Genomic DNA, 1,720 nt, shown 5'->3' with positions numbered 1-1,720 from the left:
AGCGCAGGCGCCGGTCCCGCAGGACTGGGTCTCCCCCACCCCGCGCTCGTGCACGCGCATGCTGATGTGCCCGGCGCCGTCGGCGACGAGGGGCTCCGCCGGCACGACAAACTCAACATTCGTTCCGTTCTCCGGGACCGGGTCTACCGCCGGCGCGTGGAACAACTCGGTGGCGGCCAGTTCTTCGAGCCCGGCGAGGGCGACCACTGTGTGCGGGTTCCCCAGACTCACCGACAGTGCCGGCCGCGGCACCTGGAGGCCGCCTGCGGTGACCGTCGAATCCATCGCCCTGGCGGCAGCCTCCGCCGGATAGATGAACTCCCACGGCCCCATGTCCACGGCGTAGCCGTTGGCGGACCGGCTGACCGTTTTGGTTCCCGCCCGGGTCCCGATGGTCAGCGACTCACCGGCCGGCAGCTGGACGAGTCCTTCGGCGAGCAGAAAATGCACGAAGACGCGGACCCCGTTGCCGCACATTTCCGAGGTCGAGCCGTCGGCGTTGTAGTAGTCCATGAACCACTCGGCCTCCGGCGCGCTCTCCAGCAGCTCGCGGCCCTCGGGCAGGTGCCGGGACCGGACCGCACGGATGAGCCCGTCGGCGCCGATGCCGAGGTGGCGGTGGCAGAGGCCGGCGACCGCCTCGGCCCCGAGGCGCTTGGCCCCGTCGGGATCGGCAATGAGCACAAAGTCGTTGCCGGTGCCGTGTCCCTTGGCAAAGGGCAGCCCGGCAAGGGCCGACAGATGATCAGGCATGGGGTTGTTCACGGCTCAAGCTTAGCGATGAGCGCTGCCGCCTTGTCCGCCGCCAGCGGATCCTCCCAGTCCAGCCAGTGAATCCTCGGATCGGCGCGGAACCAGGTCAGCTGGCGCCTGGCGAACTTGCGGGTGGCGGCGATGGTGTCCTCGGCGGCCTCGTCCCGGGTCCATTCACCGTCGACCACCTTCAGGAACTGGGCGTAGCCGAGCGCGCGCGAGGCAGTCCGGCCTTGGCGCAGGCCCTGCCGGTCCAGTGCCGCGACTTCCTCCAGCAGCCCGCGTTCCACCATCGTATGGACGCGGCCGGCCAGGCGGTGCTTGAGCCGCTCGCGGTCCACCCGGAGGCCGATCTGAACGGTCGGGCGGACATACTCCCGCTCCGGCATGTAGGAGCTGAACGGACGCCCGGTCAGTTGCCGCACTTCCAGCGCCCGGATAACCCGGCGGGCGTCGGCCAGCCGCCCGGCGGACACCGGGTCGACCTGCCGCAACCGCTCCCGCATCGCTGCGAGGCCGAGGCTTTCCAGCTCCTCTTCGAGGCCGCGGCGCAGGGCCGGATCGGTACCCGGAAACTCGATCGCATCCAGGGCGGCCCGTACATACAGTCCGGAACCACCGACGAGGATGGCCCGGCGCCCCCGCCCGTGCACGGCGTCGATCGCTTCCCTGGCCTGGTGTTGGTAGGCAGAGACACTCGCCTCTTCCGTCACGTCGAGGATGTCCAGCAGGTGGTGCTCGATTCCTTGCCGCTCGGCCGGATCGATTTTGGCCGTGCCGATGTCCATGCCGCGGTAAAACTGCATGGCGTCGGCGTTGATCACTTCCCCGCCCAGCCGCCGGGCCAGCGCGACGGCGAGATCCGATTTTCCGGAGCCGGTGGGACCGACGACGGCGATGACCGCCGGGCCGCGCGGCGCTTGGGGGTGGACCGGCATCGCCGTCAGGCGGTTCGGCCCGGCAGCGC

Annotated in this window: 2 protein-coding genes; both read right to left on the bottom strand. The window is 70.3% G+C overall.

What is annotated here, in order from left to right:
• The coding region (dapF, locus tag AC5RUJ_RS15805; protein ID WP_494156191.1) for a diaminopimelate epimerase at window positions 1-753 on the bottom strand (753 nt) is incomplete at its 3' end.
• A gap of 8 nt (window positions 754-761) precedes the next feature.
• A complete protein-coding gene (gene miaA, locus AC5RUJ_RS15800) occupies window positions 762-1,691 on the bottom strand; it encodes a tRNA (adenosine(37)-N6)-dimethylallyltransferase MiaA (RefSeq protein ID WP_494014166.1) in 930 nt (309 codons plus the stop codon).
• Window positions 1,692-1,720 lie beyond the last annotated feature (29 nt).

The sequence above is a fragment of the Arthrobacter sp. Y3223164 genome, from assembly GCF_059091005.1.
The sequence above is the reverse complement of the archived record's forward strand: the minus strand, read 5'-3'. Positions and strand labels throughout refer to the sequence as shown.

Excerpts from the sequence above, each read along its gene's own strand:
- miaA (WP_494014166.1), bottom strand. The coding sequence starts at position 1,691 with ATGCCGGTCCACCCCCAAGCGCCGCGCGGCCCGGCGGTCATCGCCGTC.